Origin of the sequence: Microcystis ichthyoblabe FBCC-A1114 (assembly GCF_050500245.1) — a bacterium.
GTDB classification, from domain to species: domain Bacteria; phylum Cyanobacteriota; class Cyanobacteriia; order Cyanobacteriales; family Microcystaceae; genus Microcystis; species Microcystis ichthyoblabe_A.
Genome location: NZ_CP191408.1, coordinates 1,370,142 through 1,385,000, shown reverse-complemented (window position 1 = coordinate 1,385,000; position 14,859 = coordinate 1,370,142). Strand labels below are relative to the sequence as shown.

Annotated in this window: 13 protein-coding genes, 1 rRNA gene and 3 pseudogenes (1 of these 17 cut by a window edge); 9 read left to right on the top strand and 8 right to left on the bottom strand. The window is 40.1% G+C overall.

Annotation, left to right across the window (positions count from 1 at the left end; translation table 11 throughout):
• Positions 1-93: ribosomal RNA gene (locus tag ACQY1Y_RS06830) — 16S ribosomal RNA — on the bottom strand; it reaches 1,395 nt to the left of the window's first position.
• 433 nt (positions 94-526) lie between these two features.
• Between ACQY1Y_RS06830 and ACQY1Y_RS06825 the strand changes: the two genes are divergently transcribed.
• Entirely contained in the window at positions 527-1,552 is a 1,026-nt protein-coding gene (locus ACQY1Y_RS06825; RefSeq protein WP_002775074.1) for an ABC transporter permease, read from the top strand.
• Positions 1,553-1,595: 43 nt separating this feature from the next.
• Positions 1,596-1,778, top strand: coding sequence for a hypothetical protein (locus ACQY1Y_RS06820; protein WP_430014239.1), 183 nt, complete (start codon positions 1,596-1,598; stop codon positions 1,776-1,778).
• On the opposite strand, the pseudogene ACQY1Y_RS06815 reads toward ACQY1Y_RS06820, so the two are convergent.
• Positions 1,775-2,540: pseudogene (locus ACQY1Y_RS06815) on the bottom strand (IS1 family transposase). The gene ACQY1Y_RS06820 and the pseudogene ACQY1Y_RS06815 overlap by 4 nt on opposite strands.
• Before the next feature lie 715 nt (positions 2,541-3,255).
• Here ACQY1Y_RS06815 and ACQY1Y_RS06810 point away from each other — a divergent pair.
• Positions 3,256-3,603: pseudogene (locus tag ACQY1Y_RS06810) on the top strand (transposase family protein); the annotation flags it as partial.
• A gap of 7 nt (positions 3,604-3,610) precedes the next feature.
• Here ACQY1Y_RS06810 and ACQY1Y_RS06805 read toward each other — a convergent pair.
• Positions 3,611-4,597, bottom strand: a complete 987-nt coding sequence (locus tag ACQY1Y_RS06805; protein ID WP_430014238.1) for an IS30-like element ISMae39 family transposase — start codon at positions 4,595-4,597, stop codon at positions 3,611-3,613.
• An 88-nt stretch (positions 4,598-4,685) separates the two neighbouring features.
• Here ACQY1Y_RS06805 and ACQY1Y_RS06800 point away from each other — a divergent pair.
• Positions 4,686-5,564, top strand: a pseudogene (locus ACQY1Y_RS06800) (ISL3 family transposase); the annotation flags it as partial.
• A 145-nt stretch (positions 5,565-5,709) separates the two neighbouring features.
• Here ACQY1Y_RS06800 and ACQY1Y_RS06795 read toward each other — a convergent pair.
• Positions 5,710-6,864 (bottom strand): ISL3 family transposase, encoded by a 1,155-nt coding sequence (locus tag ACQY1Y_RS06795; RefSeq protein ID WP_430014237.1) that lies wholly within the window; start codon positions 6,862-6,864, stop codon positions 5,710-5,712.
• A 120-nt stretch (positions 6,865-6,984) separates the two neighbouring features.
• Between ACQY1Y_RS06795 and ACQY1Y_RS06790 the strand changes: the two genes are divergently transcribed.
• Together ACQY1Y_RS06790 and ACQY1Y_RS06785 are read left to right on the top strand one after the other, a co-directional pair.
• The gene (locus tag ACQY1Y_RS06790) at positions 6,985-7,236 is read left to right on the top strand and encodes a UPF0175 family protein (protein ID WP_002764591.1); all 252 of its coding nucleotides are present in this window, start codon (positions 6,985-6,987) and stop codon (positions 7,234-7,236) included.
• Positions 7,229-7,717 carry a DUF3368 domain-containing protein gene (locus tag ACQY1Y_RS06785; RefSeq protein ID WP_430014236.1) on the top strand — a complete coding sequence of 163 codons (489 nt, stop codon included), beginning with the start codon at positions 7,229-7,231 and terminating at the stop codon, positions 7,715-7,717. Before ACQY1Y_RS06790 ends, ACQY1Y_RS06785 begins: the two co-directional genes overlap by 8 nt.
• Before the next feature lie 429 nt (positions 7,718-8,146).
• Here the strand turns inward: ACQY1Y_RS06785 and ACQY1Y_RS06780 are convergent, their stop codons facing one another.
• The 3 genes from ACQY1Y_RS06780 to ACQY1Y_RS06770 form a co-directional block, all read right to left on the bottom strand.
• Positions 8,147-8,791: a hypothetical protein gene (locus tag ACQY1Y_RS06780; RefSeq protein ID WP_430014235.1), complete on the bottom strand. Its 645-nt coding sequence runs from the start codon at positions 8,789-8,791 to the stop codon at positions 8,147-8,149.
• Positions 8,792-8,986: 195 nt separating this feature from the next.
• A complete protein-coding gene (locus ACQY1Y_RS06775) occupies positions 8,987-9,985 on the bottom strand; it encodes an IS630-like element ISMae24 family transposase (RefSeq protein ID WP_052275630.1) in 999 nt (332 codons plus the stop codon).
• A gap of 111 nt (positions 9,986-10,096) precedes the next feature.
• Entirely contained in the window at positions 10,097-10,405 is a 309-nt protein-coding gene (locus tag ACQY1Y_RS06770) for a type II toxin-antitoxin system PrlF family antitoxin (protein WP_002733815.1), read from the bottom strand.
• Between the two features lie 285 nt (positions 10,406-10,690).
• On the opposite strand from ACQY1Y_RS06770, the gene ACQY1Y_RS06765 reads away from it, so the two are divergent.
• The 3 genes from ACQY1Y_RS06765 to ACQY1Y_RS06755 all read left to right on the top strand — a co-directional run bounded on the left by ACQY1Y_RS06765 (position 10,691) and on the right by ACQY1Y_RS06755 (position 14,313).
• Positions 10,691-11,869, top strand: a complete 1,179-nt coding sequence (locus ACQY1Y_RS06765) for an AI-2E family transporter (protein ID WP_002732401.1) — start codon at positions 10,691-10,693, stop codon at positions 11,867-11,869.
• Positions 11,870-12,964: 1,095 nt separating this feature from the next.
• A complete protein-coding gene (locus ACQY1Y_RS06760) occupies positions 12,965-13,474 on the top strand; it encodes an inorganic diphosphatase (protein ID WP_002732961.1) in 510 nt (169 codons plus the stop codon).
• A 155-nt stretch (positions 13,475-13,629) separates the two neighbouring features.
• Complete coding sequence (locus ACQY1Y_RS06755) at positions 13,630-14,313, top strand: N-acetylmannosamine-6-phosphate 2-epimerase (protein WP_103111337.1); 684 nt, start codon at positions 13,630-13,632, stop codon at positions 14,311-14,313.
• Between the two features lie 40 nt (positions 14,314-14,353).
• On the opposite strand, the gene ACQY1Y_RS06750 is transcribed toward ACQY1Y_RS06755, so the two are convergent.
• On the bottom strand, positions 14,354-14,677 hold the full coding sequence (locus tag ACQY1Y_RS06750; protein ID WP_016517004.1) for a DUF4164 family protein: 324 nt from the start codon (positions 14,675-14,677) through the stop codon (positions 14,354-14,356).
• Positions 14,678-14,859: the final 182 nt, after the last annotated feature.

Here is a 14,859-nt window from a genome sequence, read left to right as displayed (position 1 = left end):
TCCGCCACTAGAATCCGAAGATTCCCGTTCGACTTGCATGTGTTAGGCACGCCGCCAGCGTTCATCCTGAGCCAGGATCAAACTCTCCATGATGAATCGTTTGACTCTTTTGACTTTTTTTTGTCTCCCCCTTGCGGGTTTGACTTTTTTGTTATAGAATTGCTTCTAAACGAGGCTTTTTTTGCTTGGCTTTCAAACTATTGTTTTGTCTAGGTTCGAGCGTCGTTTGTTTCGCTTCGCTTTCGCTTTGCTTCAACCGCGCATTTACCAATGTATCTAACTTCCCCTGGTTTGTCAACCCCTTTTGGCAAAATTTTTTGATATTTTTTCTATCCCTTGCTACGTAAGCTTTTCAGCTTTTAGGGTTTTTGGGTAGTCCTTGGCTCAGAACTGTCGGTGCGGCTACTTTAGTTTACTTGTACTAAATATTTTCCTCTATTTAATTTTTTCTTCAGTACCTCTCGATCGCAGGGTCGATTTTGGGGTATGGTTCCTTGAGAATGTATTTTCTGAAAGGAAAGCTCTCATGTCTCGCCGCGCTGCTTTACAATCCTATTTACTGGTGCGTTTACTCCTAGCTCCCTTGATGTTATGGACGATCGTGACGGTGGTTTTTCTGCTGATGCGTGTTGCTCCTGGTGATCCCACGGATGCGATTTTAGGCAACCGCGCTCCTGAAAGTGCCAAAAATGCCCTAAGAGAACAGTTAGGACTGAATAAGCCCCTATTTTTCCAGTATCTAGACTATATTTTCAATCTCATGCGTCTCAATTTAGGAGACTCTTTAACCAGTAAGGGGGTGACGGTGTGGGAGATTATCGCCAAACATTTTCCGGCGACGGTGGAACTAACTTTTTATGGAATGCTAATTGCGGTGATAGTGGGAGTCGGATTGGGAATTATCACCGCTTCCCGTCCCAATACCCCCTTAGATGCGGGGGGACGTTTATTTGGACTGATAACCTATTCCTTGCCGATTTTTTGGGTGGGAATGCTCTTACAGCTAATTTTTGCGGTACAGTTGCGCTGGTTTCCCTTGGGGACTCGTTTTCCTTTGAGTGAAACTCCACCCCAGACAATTACGGGTTTATACACCTTTGATAGTCTGATGACTCTACAACTAGATAAGTTGCCTACGGCGTTGTATTATCTAGCCTTACCTAGTTTTACTCTCGGCATTCTTTTGAGTGGGATTTTTGAACGGATGGTGCGAGTTAATCTGAAACAAACTTTGCAAGCGGACTATGTAGATGCGGCAAAAGCGAGAGGAATACCAGAAAAAACGATTATGATTGCCCATGCGCTGAAAAATGCCCTAATTCCCGTAATTACTGTCTTAGGATTAACTTTTGCGGCTCTTTTAGGTGGTGCAGTCTTGACGGAAGTTACTTTTTCTTGGCCGGGTTTGGGAAATCAGTTATATCGGGCGATTTCTCTGCGGGATTACCCAACAGTGCAGGGATTAATGGCTTTTTTTGCGACAATAGTGGTCTTTGTCAGTATTTTGATCGATTTAATCAATGCTTACATTGATCCTCGCATCCGTTATTAATCAGGGAGGTGGGGAGAAGGGAGAGGGCTCTTCTAGGTTCTGTGTGATAAGTTTAACTTACATAGGATTGATCGATATTTGTGTCCTTTGTGTCTCTGTGGTTCGTTCCACCCCCTCGCTAGGAGGAATGTATCTTAGAATACATTTTACCCACCAAACCTGGGAGAGCCGGGAGAGGGACTTTGAGCATTTGGGTGGTGATTCGGTAGTAGTGATGGCGGCTTAATCCTTTGCCAGGTGTGCATTGTAGTCATGGATAAAATACCAAAGGGTTCCCCAACGTGATTCTCCATTTTTTTAGAGAAAGATAGACTCTCTCTCACCAACCGAGAAATCCTTTCTCGAAAGGTATTATTTAATCTTTCAATAGGATTAGTTTGACCAGTTTCTTTCCCGACTGGTCGATGACGTTTACTGGGAATTACTGTCTTATATGACTCCCAAAAGTCTGTGTAAGCAACTGCACATTGTCGGTAAACGCCTGGTAAACTGGCACCAAAGTTTTTGGGCTGATTGACGACTCCTATCTCCGCGCATAGCAACCAATAATTTCCCTTGTATTTCTATCAATTAACCGCCAAATATAGACCTTTATCGTCTTAGAAAAAACAAAAGACCACATTTCATCACATTCTATAACCAATTTACCTTTTGGTTTGTCCGAAACCTTTATTTGACCAGGGACAGCCGCCAGTTTATTGTTGACATAATTTTGTAACCATGACCAACTTACCCCTGTTACTCTAGCAATTCCTCGTAAGGAAATTCGTTCGAGCAAGAGTTTATCAATTAATTGTTTGGTTTCGTCAGAGACGGTTTTATTAGTGGGATTGATCACAAACTGACGACCACATTCTTTACATTGACGTTTGGGTTTTCCATTATGAATAGAACCATTCTTGATCCTATAATGAGAACCACAATTAGGACAGGGGAACGGAGGTGAACTAGGGGGGGTACTTTGTTCGGTGCTAGACTGATATTTCAGTAAGCAAGACAGGAGCCAGAAAAAGATATTTATCAGAAAAGTCATGATCAAGCTAGGGCTCTTCTCGACTTTGTGTGATAATTTTTGCTTATGGAATCGTGAAATGTTGACGGAGAAAGACTTTTACGACTATTTTGCCGAAGAAACTATCAGTATAGGCTTCGTTTCCACACAGAAACCGGAAGAGCCCAAGCTAGAGGTTTAAAGACTGATCGGGTTCCAATTATTTTTATTAATAAATATTTTACACAATTCATACCAGGTAAGCAACAGAGCTACGCCACTACTACCGAATCATTACCTAAATCGTCAATTTGGGGCTTCGGCCCTCGACGATAGTTAGTTTTAGCGGCCACCGTCCCAGTTTGTTTCTTCCGTTTCAGCCAGATGTCTAATGTATTACGACTAATATTGAGGGTGCGACAGACATGGCTTTTTTTTCTCCCCTCGCTCTACGGCACTCACTGCTTTCTGTCTTAAATCATCACTATAGGGTGCTGCCATGAAAGCTTCTCCTCATTTCTTTTTCTCTATGGCTCTTCGGGAATTGTTATGCAAATAATTAACTTAAAATAAAATTCAATGAGAGTACCTAAGCTCAAAAGTAGCTGAAATCCATACAGGAAAGGACTTAAGGCACAAATAAGTTAATATCAAAAGATAGACAATCGAGTTAAGATTTGATATAATAGCCAAAAACCAGAGTATTTTACTTATGGTACTTGACAAATTTTTGAACCTAAAAGGAACGTCTATTCAAGGCTATCTACACCTAGAAAATATCGGTATAGTTTGCCGAATCGAATCGAAAAATCAAAAAGCAATCTGTCCTCGTTGTGGGTTAGAGAGCGATAAACTCCACCAAAATCATCGACATTTAGTCAAAGATTTACCAATCTCAGGTCAACCAGTGTACCTACAGGTTAATCGTCGTCAATTTAAGTGCGATAATTGTCGAAAACCTTTTAGTGAAGAGTTAGATTTTGTCGCCAAGAAACGAACCTATACGAAAAGACTAGCCGAGAATATACTCGAACAATTAAAAGAAGGAGATATTTTAAATGGCCAATTCAAGTCTGAATTGCATCACTGTCTGATCTACCTTTATAGAATACCTCATTCGGGGTACGATAGTCAAGACATTTTCGAGGACGATTGTTAATCAAGTTTACGGCTCTTTCCACCTCCTCTGGCTTAACGATTTTAAAATTCGTTCCCTTAGGGAAAAATTGTCTTAACAGTCCATTGGTATGCTCGTTTAATCCCCTCTCCCACGAATGATAAGGAGTAGCAAAATAAAAATCTGCTCCTAGTTTCTGACTCAACTCTTGATGTCCACAAAATTCTTTAACCTTGTCACAAGTAAAGGTTTTTCTTTTGTCAGGGTGAATCTCTTGAAAAAGTTTTTCTGTGACTCTATTGATTTCCGATGCGGTTTTGTTTTTGGCTAATCCTGCTACTAAAAATTTCGAGGCTTTATCTACATGAGTAACGAGAACTCCTAGATGATTGCCTCCAATCATTGTGTCACTTTCCCAATGACCGATTTCAGTTTTCTGGTCAGCAATTACTGGTCGCTCGCTGATATCTACACGCCCTGGAATCCCTCCACGCTTACTTTTTGCTCCGCCTCGACTCTTTCTTTGACAAAGCCCCCGGCGTAAATATTTCTGGTACTCTCCACATCTGTGATAGTTCTGATAGATCATTTGATAGATGGTTTCGTGACTGAGAGATTCTTGACTGGCTCTTTTCAGACGACCTGCTATTTGTTCGGGACTATGATAATCTTTCAATCCTTCTTTGACCAACTCTAAGGCTGACTCGCTGACATTTTTAAAGGGTTGTTTGGCATTTTTTCGCCTTGTCTCGCTTTCAGCTTGTGCTGTGTCAGGTAGATAGCAGCCAAGAGAACTTTGATTCCTTTTTAATTCCCGTGATATTGTGCTTTGATGACATCCGAGCCAGACGGCCATTTGCCGTTGAGATAAATTTCCCTCCTGACTAAGTTGGTAGAGCAAGTTTCTTTGTTCTATGTTAAGATGTTGGTGGCTCATTTTGGGTCTGATTTGTTTTTGTTAATGATCAGACAGTACCTGATGAGCCTTTCTTTGTCAACTCTTGAGGTTGATGCGTTTCATTTTTGAATTGGCGAATGTTAGCCGAAGAAATGACGTAACGGAAGAAGAGATTCAAAGAATGATAGAGGACATAGCTGAAGAAATTACAGAGACAGACCTATCGAAATTAAAAAGACTAGGAATTGACGAAATCGCTCTAGTCAAAGGACAAAAAAATTACTGTGCAGTTTTAGTAAATTTAGATACGGGAAAACTAATAGCTATTCTAGAGAAGCGAACACAAGAAGAATTGAGGGAAACGCTTACAGGGTGGGGAAAAGAGGTGTTAGAGCAAATTGAAGAAGTCAGCATAGACCTTTGGTTGCCCTATAAAAATTTGGTGAAAGAATTGATGCCATCGGCCGAGGTAGTCGCCGATAGATTCCATGTAATGAAACAAATTAATCAAGAGTTAGACGAACAAAGAAAAGCAGAAAAAAGAGCCGTAGAAGCGCAGAGAAATAAAAAACAGAAAGCGGAAAAAGAAGCGAAGCTAGAAGTTTTAAAGCGAAGTAAATATAGCTTGTTAAAAAATGAAAAAGATTTAACGGAAACCCAAAAAATCAAACTAGAAGCTATCAAAGAAAATTTCCCAAATTTGAAAAAGATGCAGGAATTAAAGGAAGAATTTAGAAAGATTTATGAAACCTCAGAGAATCCGACAGAGGGAATGCTATCCATCTCGGAATGGTTGGCAAAATCCTCCAGTGTTTTTACTAAGAGTTGTCAAACAATCCGAAACTGGTTTGGAGAAATAATTAGTTATTTCGAGCGAAGGACAACGAATGGGGTGGTCGAGGGAATCAACAATAAACTTAAACTAATAAAAAGAAGAGGCTATGGCTTTAGAAACTTTCGGAATTTTTGGGTTAGAAGTATGTTATCTTGGCATCTTGTCTGTTGATTTAGCATAAAGAGTAACGAAGAGCCATATATTTTTTCTTCGGCATTTTTTTGTCTGAAGTTGGATAACTTCTTCCAGATTAGCTCTTTTCTTATCCCTCAAAACAAAATTGATGGCTCTCCTGGTTTTCGTGTGTTAATTTTTGTTATAAATTAAAGCAAGCAAACAGCTTAAGTCGAAGATGTTCAAAATTGGTAAATCCATAACTCATTCTTTTAATAAGCTTGATTTTGGTATTCATTCCCTCAATTAATCCGTTGGTTGTATGATTTTCAAAGTAATTACAAATACCAGGCAAATGCTTCTGGATCATGCTGGCACTACTTTGATATAATATCCCGCCTATTCTTATCCATTTTTCCAATTTTCTCTCAGCACCTCTGAACGTTCTACTACTTTGATAAATTTGTCTAATTTCTTCTTTCATTTCCCAGGCTATTCCCAAGCAGGGATGTTCTTTCAGGATAACTTCTAGTTGTTGTTTTTGCTCGTCCTTTAAGTCCTCTTTATTCTTCCATAATAAATGAGGTAATCCTTTTTCATGCACCCCCATTAACTTTCTCAATTTATTAAGCTCGTCATTAATGATATCCATTACATGAAAACGGTCATAGATGATTTTAGCATTGGGAAATAATTCCTTGATCACTGCTGTAAATCCTGACCACATATCGACGCTCACTTCTTTCACCTTCTCCCGAACTGCGTCTGGCTGTGCCTTTAAGGCTTCCATTAATTCTTCTTGCTTATGTCCTTTAATCACATCTAGTAAAATTTTTTTGTCCAGATCTACGACCGTTGTTATGAAATCTTTATGTCCTTTTAAGTTACTAAATTCATCCAAGCTTATTCGTTCTGGTGCTTCCCACTCTTCCTTTTCTAGTTCTTTAGCACAGTGATTAAATATTAACTCAACTTCTGACCATCCTAACCCTTCTTCTCGACTTATTTCTTCGATGCTACAATTTTTTACTCTCTCATAAATCATCGATTCATAGCGAATTGTCTGAGGCTGTCTTAATCTCATAAAACTCAGTCTTTCGCTGATATACTTTTGGCACTTTTGACAATGAAACTGGCGGCGTGGTACTTCTAAATATACCGGATTGCCTAATATTGACAAATCTCTGACTAGATTATACTCTGTCTGATTGATTCTGTCCAAGGTTTGATGGCAATTCGGACATTCAATTGTTTCATTTAAAAGAGCGAGCTTTAGGAAAATTGTCTGAGCAATTTTTTGATAATTGACCACTGTTACATTTGGTAAATCGAGGAGTTGATCAAAATTTATCCACATAACCCACCTCCTGTTCTGTGTTACTGTTATACCATGCTCACACAGAACCTAGAAGAGCCAATTGATGCTCTACTAATTTTATTGGTGTAGAATAGAGACAATTATTGAGAGAGAAAGAAAATGAGCACTATTTCCCTTGAAATTCCTGAAGAAATCTTAATTAGTCTCAAAGAAACTCCTGAAAATCTATCAAGAGAATTAAAAATATTGGCAGCCGTTAAACTTTTTGAACTTGACAAACTATCTTCAGGACGTGCAGCCCAATTAGCCGGAATGTCACGAGTAGAATTTTTAACTATTTTGGGGCGTTATCAAGTCTCCCCTTTTTCTTTAACGACTGAACAATTGGAACAAGATATTGTCAATGCCTAATCCTCAAGTCATTGTCAACACCTCTCCTCTACTGTACTTACATCAAGTGGGCTACTTGGAATTGCTCCAACGCTTGTATTCTCAAATCTTGACTCCTCCAGCAGTAATCGAAGAATTAGCAATCGGTAAAAATAAAGGAATTGATGTTCCCAATATTCAGGCAATTGAATGGATTTCAATTACTCTGGTTAAATCAGTCAGTCTAATTCCGGCTATTATTGATTTAGGGCAAGGAGAAGCTGAGGTCTTAGCTTTAGGATTAGAAAATCCAGGTAGTTTACTGATTTTTGATGATCAATTAGCCCGACGTATTGCCAATTTATATCGCTTAAAATATTCAGGAACGCTTGGTGTTTTAGTTAAAGCGAAGCAGCAGGGCTATCTATCTTCTGTTGCTCCCGTTATTGCTAAGTTACGCCATCAAGTAATGTGGCTAACTGATAAAGTTGTCAATGATGTTCTTCGATTAGCTGGAGAGTAAGTATGCTTAAAAAAAAGGCTCTTCGTTACTTGGTATGGTTCGATAGGGGGGCATAAATCGACTAAATCCTTATCTGGCAAGAGACTTAATTGATTAGTTCGCTCTAGATCAAAAACAATTGACAAAAATCGCCAAATGTCTTTCTCTATAAGAGTTTCATTCCTTAATAATCCTGTACTTTGCATAAGACAAACCGAAGAACCACAAATCTTTTGCGATCGCTATCGGGGGATAGTTGTTTTTTGTCACAGCAGTGGGGAGAAGGGAGCGGGTTTTTCAAGTTGGATTGGCAGTTAATCATGCTATTAAAAACTGATTCAGTATAACGTTCCAGTTGAGCGGATGCCAGTAGCCTTAGCAACACAACCGAGGTCTCTAAACAGTCCGCTCCAACAGGATTGTTAGGCTGCATTTGCACTTTCCCAAAACTTACATGGTTGATAATTCCAAAAGCCTTTTCAAACAGTTTAACGCATCTTCAAACTTTTGGCTCATGTCAGTATGTTTTTTACCTAGTTGTTCTAGAATATCTTTATGATTCAAGTTAACAGCAGACTGATGCATTCCGATTAGGCGATTGTTGATTTCTCCTAATTTCTGGTAATATTTCCCCAGTTCATATCTAAACAATCTTTCCAAATAAATCAAAGCCGTACTAACAGCAACGCTGTAACGAAAAGCAAACTGTTCTTGGAGAAGCTCAGTTAATTTCTCTGTATCGTTAATCTTACCATATTCAGCCACTTTTTTTTCAAGATCTATCTTGTCTAGTAATTTTTCAGGTAGATTTTGCTTGCTCTCTGTGGGTTTTGGTGGCTTTTTCTCGCTATCTTCATCAGTGGGCTCTTCAACTTTCTGCTTAACTAAACGAGCAGAGACTTCGATAAGCTTATTCAGAGGGAAGGGTAGAATTCCATATATCATACTTTGAATTGCGTCACTACTCAGTAAAACTAACTCAGGTGCAATTTCACTGAATGTTTCTTGAAATACTTTTACTGAAAGGTTATGACTCACATCATCCCCAGACGGATCAAGAGGTAAATCAATAGGCATTTTGACCAGTTCGTACATGAGAACCCATTTACAGATAGCTAGAAAATTCCCATAAACCTGCTGCTTGGATTCTTGAATTTCTTTGTCAAGAGCTAGTTCTTTGATATATTTCTGCTCATAAGATTTCTGTTCAATTAGCTCACCGATTTTTATATCTCGAACTTTGTCATCGAATTTATGAAAATAGTAGTCGGCTAAATCTCTACTAAGTACCTAGGCAAAATTAATTACATACTCGCCTCCAAAATTGTCCAGCACTTTTTTAACGTAAGCGAGGAGGCTCTTTCGGTCTTTATAGGCGCTAAATTCAATCCATTCATATTTTAAAAATCTCCATAATATTTCAATTAAATTTAAATGAGGTGAATAAGTGGGCAACCAAAATATTTTCAAATTTTTCTTTTCCCATTCCTCAAGTTTCTCCATAAATGCCTCGCTGGTATGAATGGAAGCTTGGTCAATTATTATGACAGTTTTTTTCTGTATATTTTGGCAATATTTATCCAGAAAATTAATAACTATCTCGCTAGTAACCGTTCCGACCTGTGTCTCATAAAATAATTGATTATCTCGTTTCATTATTCCTAAAATATTTAGTCTTTTACCTTCAATTGGTGGTAACTTTATCGTGGTTTTTTCTTCTTGCCAAGCGTAAGGAATACAAGGCTTTGAATCCCATCCCATTTCATCCAAATATCCTATCTCAATCTCTCCTCTTTTTTCCTGTTTTTTTAGTTCTTCTAAAATAGGTAGTTTGACCTCAAGCTCCCACTCATCAGGGGTTTTGGCGACCCCTCTTCTCACCCTTTTCCACCTCATGTTGATTTTTTTTATGAGTCTTTTTATCGTGTCTTTGCTTACGGTTAATTTCCATTCTTCTACAATTTTTATCTGGATTTTTTTTAAGCTTTTCGGTTCTTCTTTTACCCAGTCAATAACTTGTTGACCTTGTGCTTCTGTCAATTTAGGTTTTCTCCCTCTTCCTCGACGATTATAAAAACCAATTAGTTTTCTATCTTCCCAGGCCGTCAACCAATTATAGATGGTCTTTCTCGTAACTCCAAATATTCCGCTCAATTCTTCTATCGTGGTTCCCTGAAAACTTAAGAGTATACATTTCGCTCGCTCTCTTACTTGATGATGTTTACTAGCTCGATAAATTCTCTCTAGCATTTTCTGGCTCTCGGGGTTTAGGTCTCTAATCAATCTCATTGTATTTTCCTGCTGCTTCGTTTTTTTATGTATTATACTTCTTAATTTTTTATTTGGGTAATTAATTTTGCATGACTACTTAGCACCTATCCGGCTGATCTATAGACAACCTTATTCGTCCTCATCAAGATCCAGATCAACGCCAGAGACCAAAGATTGAACATGATTGACTAGGTTAGAACTAATTGCCTGTATGTGTTGAGGGTTCTGTTCCATATCTTGGGCAAGAAAATTCAGAAATTTCCCAAGCAGTGGATCATTTTCTTCTGTCCCATCAGCCCGGGAAATCCATACTTTACCGTCGGCCTGTATGTTGTAGCAGATTTTATCGCGCTTATTCAAGCCAAGGGCTTTGCGAACGGAATCGGGAATTGTAGTCTGATAGCGATCAGTAAGAGTGGATTCTGGGCATGGGGCCATCGTTGCAGCTATAGCGACCTCTAAGCTTGTCCATAAAAACTAGCTCTTGATGGTAATGCAACTGCATTGTCTTGTCAAGTATGGAGTGACTATATCTACAGCCTAACGGAGCCGTTCACCTTAAATGTCGGCAGGATGCCCCGTTACACCCATAAGGTTGTTGTAGTAAACCTAAACCTGTCAGCATCCCACACCCCATCTTCCCACTTCCCCCCGGTTGAGTTAGCGGGTTCGGCTTCGATCTGTCAGAATACAAGTATTGAAACAACCCTTTTAAGAGGCTTCATGGTGGAAGTTAAAGTCGTTCCCCCGAAACGCAATTGGGTTCAGACGTGGTGGCAATCTCTGAATTCCTTATCTCGCTTACTGGTGATTGCTCTAGCTGCACCACTTATAGTTCTGAATGCCTGGGCATTATCGGCAATTTTTGGCTATTTTGAATCTTTATTTGTTATTTTACTGATAGCGGCCGTTCTATCTTTTCTCTTGGGTTATCCAGTGACTTGGTTGGAACGTCAGGGATTAAAACGGGGTTTAGCTGCGATCGTGGTTTCCCTGATCACGATTTTAATTTTTGTGGCCGTGGGAATCACCCTAGTTCCCCTAGTCTTCACCCAAGCGCAGCAATTTGTCAACAGATTGCCAGAATGGTTAGACTCGGGACAGCGCCAACTGATGCAACTAGATACCAAAATCGACACGATGAATCTACCGATTCCGATCAGTTTCGATGGTGTTATCGCTCAGTTTAACAGTCGTTTAGGGGCAGAATTGCAAATTTTAGCGGGAAGAAGCGTTAATTTAGCCCTTAATCTCACCGTTTTTACCGTGGTGCGAGTGCTTGATGTGCTGCTAACCATTATCCTCACCTTTTATCTACTTCTCCACAGTCCCGATATCTGGAGGAGTATTATCCAATGGTTGCCCAAACCCGTCCAACAACCCTTTTCCCTAACCCTACGCTTAAGTTTTCAGAATTACTTTGTCGGACAGGTGATTTGTGCCACCTGCATGGCCCTGGGATTAGTCACGGCATTTTTATCGATTAAAGTTCCTTTTGGTCTTCTATTCGGCCTGTTGATTGGTACCATGGCCTTAATCCCTTTTGGGGGAACTGTAGGCATTGTCACGGTGACAGCTTTACTAGCTTTGCGCGATATTGGTTTAGCTCTGCAAGTTTTAGCCGTAGCTGTAGTGGTGCAGCAAATTGTCGAAAACGGCATTGCTCCCCGGATTTTGGGCAGTGTCACCGGGTTAAATCCCTTTTGGGTGTTGGTTTCGGTCTTGACGGGGGCGCGAGTGGGCGGTTTACTGGGGGTGATTGTCGCAGTTCCCATGGCAGTAATGATCAAGGAAGCTTTGGAGGTTATCCGTCAAGTGACTCCAGAGGAGACAAAATACGGGATAATTAAACCCTCTCTCCCCCTAGAATCGGAATCCTCTAGCGAGGTAGTTTCTCGCTGAAGAATGACTGACGGCATCATCTAGGCCGATCTGAGCAATAATATTGGCCGGGATAAATCGGCAGTTTTCTCCCAGGTTCTTGGCTTTTCTCCCTCGATCGAGTTATGATGTAAACATTGGTAGATTGACCCCACTTGCCCTGATCGCTGTCCATGACAAGTAAGGACAAATCAAGGCTTGAGGATGCCTTGCTGGTTTCTGAGACCTAGCTTATTGGGAGATTAGCTAACCAATTGTCTCTAAACTCGGATAATTTCTAAGAAAAGGTGATTGTCTATCCCGATAAATCAGCACAAAATCGATATTTTGGTTAAATAGGCTACATTAACAGCTAGGTTTCTATCGTAAGCTCGAAGTTAAGACATAAAGTCAATATCACCCTCCGATTGCAATGAGAAAATGTTTGAATCGCTTAATATTTGGGCTTTTCAGACATTTTTTTTGTGGATTGATACTAAATCCAGTTATTAAAAACTGATTTAGTATGACATGGACAAACACCAACAGACCATGATCTGGAGAGATCGTCAAGAAAAGTATCAGAGTGAACTATTGGAAAAGAATTGGTAAAATATAATTAGTAGGGAGAGTATTGCTGTTAATGTTTCGCTTTTTAACGAGACGTTAACCAAGCCCAAAGGCAAAAAATAGCAGTAATTTGTCAAAAGCTCAGGGCCGATGGCTGACTGCTCTGTATATCTCTCGTATTCTTTACTTGTCGAGTTCAACACGACCCCTTTATGGAATCAAGCAACCCGTCAGGGAAGACTTCCGAACCTCCTAGTCATAGGTGGGCCAATTTACTCGGAACTATGATCGCAATTCTGACCCTAACGTTACCCTTGTTAGCGATTGGATATAACTCCACGCCTAACTATACCGAAGAACCCCTTACCGGTAACACATCCTACTCCCTAACGAGGCAAATGAGGTGACAGAATTGAGATAGACGATTGCCAAGATAAAATTTTTTTCTTCGTCCCGATCCCCCTTGTGGGTAAAATTTGGATCGGAGTCAATCAAAGTGTCTTTTAATTTTGCCTGCGCTTTTAGGTGACTCTAAAGGCGCTATTGTCTTGTATTTGGAGAAAGCTTGTGGATTTATCGCGCATTCCTGCCCAACCGAAACCCGGTTTAATTAACGTTTTAGTGGAAATTACTGCTGGTAGTAAGAATAAATACGAGTTTGATAAGGATTTAAACGCCTTTGCTCTCGATCGCGTTCTCTATTCTTCGGTACAATATCCCTGTGATTATGGTTTTGTTCCCAATACCCTCGCCGATGACGGCGATCCTTTAGATGGTATGGTGATCATGGATCAGCCTACTTTCCCCGGCTGTGTGATTACAGCGCGTCCCATTGGTATGTTAGAAATGATCGATGGTGGTGATCGCGATGAAAAAATTCTCTGTGTTCCCGCTAAAGATCCCCGTTATGCAGAGGTAAAATCTCTCAAAGATGTCTCTCCCCATCGCTTGGACGAAATCGCCGAGTTTTTCAAAACCTATAAGAATCTAGAGAAAAAAGTCACAGAAATTCTCGGTTGGAAAGATGTGGACGCAGTAACCGCTTTAGTTGAACAGTGTATTGCTGCTTATAAGTAAGGTTTGCGGCAAAAAGTTTGCTGGTGGGGTTAGTTATCAGTTATCAGTTATCAGTTATCAGTTCACTGATTACTGTTTACTGTTCACTGATAACTGAAAAGTCTCCCCACACCCCACACCCCACACCCCACACCCCACACCCTACACCCCAATTTATGCGAATAGAAACCTTAAAATCGGGTTTAATCGTCTCCTGTCAAGCGCCAGTGGAGTCATCTCTGCACGATCCTGTAATTATTGCTGCCATGGCTCATGCTTGCGTGGATAGGGGTGCTTGTGGGGTAAGAATTGATAGTCCCGCTCATCTGAAAGCCACCCGTCAACAATTGCCGGATATACCGATAATTGGACTCTGGAAACGCAATTATCCCGATTGTTCGGTATATATTACGCCCAAATATCAAGATGCTCTGGCCATTGCCGATGCGGGTGCCGATATAATTGCCTTGGATGCTACCCCCAGAAAGCGTCCTAATGATGAAAATTTAGCCACAATTATCGATCGTATTCATCGGGAAACTGGTAAATTAGTCATGGCAGATATAGACTCGATCGAAAGTGCTATTTATGCCGTGGCAGCTGGTGCTGATATTGTCGGTACAACTCTTTACGGTTACACAGAAGCAACTAAACAGCTGCAGCCGCCGAGTTTTTCTTTCCTAGAAGAATTAGTTAATAATTTATCAGTTCCTGTTATCTGTGAAGGAGGAATATCGACTCCAACAGAAGCAAAAAAAGCCTTAGAAGTTGGTGCATATTCGGTAGTTGTTGGCACAGCAATTACAGGGATTGATTTAAAAACTAGCGCTTTTTTACAAGGAATTTTATCAAAAGATTAATGACATTAATCTTGCTCCTAGCCGTGCCTAATAGCCACTTCTAGGGATTAGGAAAAAAACCAAAAAGTTTCGCCGCACCACCCAAAATGGCGACGACTAAAGCGATTAAAATCCCCCGGTTAGTAAATTCCTGATAGGCAACCCGTGCCGTTAATCCCTTGATTTCCGTGGTCAATCGCTCATCTAAAGCTTTAATATCTCCTTTTAACTCTCCTTTGAGTTCTGCTTGTCCGATTTCTAATTTTGTGAGACGTTCATCGATTTTGTCGAATTTTTGAGTAACATCTCTTTGTAGGTTATCGATTTTTCCCTCAATCCTTGTCAGAACGGTTTCTAGGGAATAAGTTACAGTTTCGTTAGACATTTGCTAAACCCCTATTCAGTTTTCAGTTATCAGATTTGAGTTTTAAGTGAGCGGTATTAAATGGCAGTTTTCTACTGTCTTTGCACCGATTACTATTTACTGATTATGGCAGTTTTCTGCTGTCTTTGCACCGATTACTGTTTACTGATTACTTTTAACTGGCTGTTAACTTAGTCATAACT

Excerpts from the sequence above, each read along its gene's own strand:
- ACQY1Y_RS06825 (WP_002775074.1), top strand. The coding sequence starts at position 527 with ATGTCTCGCCGCGCTGCTTTACAATCCTATTTACTGGTGCGTTTACTC.
- ACQY1Y_RS06805 (WP_430014238.1), bottom strand. The coding sequence starts at position 4,597 with ATGAGCCACCAACATCTTAACATAGAACAAAGAAACTTGCTCTACCAA.
- ACQY1Y_RS06795 (WP_430014237.1), bottom strand. The coding sequence starts at position 6,864 with ATGTGGATAAATTTTGATCAACTCCTCGATTTACCAAATGTAACAGTG.
- ACQY1Y_RS06790 (WP_002764591.1), top strand. The coding sequence starts at position 6,985 with ATGAGCACTATTTCCCTTGAAATTCCTGAAGAAATCTTAATTAGTCTC.
- ACQY1Y_RS06785 (WP_430014236.1), top strand. The coding sequence starts at position 7,229 with ATGCCTAATCCTCAAGTCATTGTCAACACCTCTCCTCTACTGTACTTA.
- ACQY1Y_RS06780 (WP_430014235.1), bottom strand. The coding sequence starts at position 8,791 with ATGTACGAACTGGTCAAAATGCCTATTGATTTACCTCTTGATCCGTCT.
- ACQY1Y_RS06775 (WP_052275630.1), bottom strand. The coding sequence starts at position 9,985 with ATGAGATTGATTAGAGACCTAAACCCCGAGAGCCAGAAAATGCTAGAG.
- ACQY1Y_RS06770 (WP_002733815.1), bottom strand. The coding sequence starts at position 10,405 with ATGGCCCCATGCCCAGAATCCACTCTTACTGATCGCTATCAGACTACA.
- ACQY1Y_RS06765 (WP_002732401.1), top strand. The coding sequence starts at position 10,691 with ATGGTGGAAGTTAAAGTCGTTCCCCCGAAACGCAATTGGGTTCAGACG.
- ACQY1Y_RS06755 (WP_103111337.1), top strand. The coding sequence starts at position 13,630 with ATGCGAATAGAAACCTTAAAATCGGGTTTAATCGTCTCCTGTCAAGCG.
- ACQY1Y_RS06750 (WP_016517004.1), bottom strand. The coding sequence starts at position 14,677 with ATGTCTAACGAAACTGTAACTTATTCCCTAGAAACCGTTCTGACAAGG.